General features: G+C 57.7%; 1 protein-coding gene. It reads left to right on the top strand.

Annotation, left to right across the window (positions count from 1 at the left end; genetic code table 11):
- Nucleotides 1-118 (top strand): cold shock domain-containing protein (locus tag NKF06_RS20895; protein WP_144860204.1); only part of this gene is annotated, 118 nt, incomplete at its 5' end.
- Between the last annotated feature and the right edge of the window lie 199 nt (nucleotides 119-317).

Here is a 317-nt window from a genome sequence, read left to right as displayed (position 1 = left end):
CGTGTTCTTCCACATGGAAGATGTTGGCGGTCCGGACCTCGAAGAGGGTCAGGAAATCGAATTCGACATCGAGCAGGCCCCCAAGGGCCCGCGCGCGACGAACGTCACCCGCCTCTAAGCAGGCTTCCGTTCACCGCAGTACATTCACAAACTGACGAACTTTCCTCCGTTTTTCACGACCGTGAGCGGCGGCGTTCGCGACCGGGTGAGTGAGTCACAGACATGCGGAAGGGTTATCCGTCCGCAGGGTCGTTGTACAGTTGCAATGGCGAAAGGTAAGGTCGACTTCTTCAACGACACTGGCGGCTACGGTTTCA

The organism is Haloferax sp. AB510 (assembly GCF_024136985.1).
GTDB lineage: Archaea > Halobacteriota > Halobacteria > Halobacteriales > Haloferacaceae > Haloferax.
The sequence above is the reverse complement of the archived record's forward strand: the minus strand, read 5'-3'. Positions and strand labels throughout refer to the sequence as shown.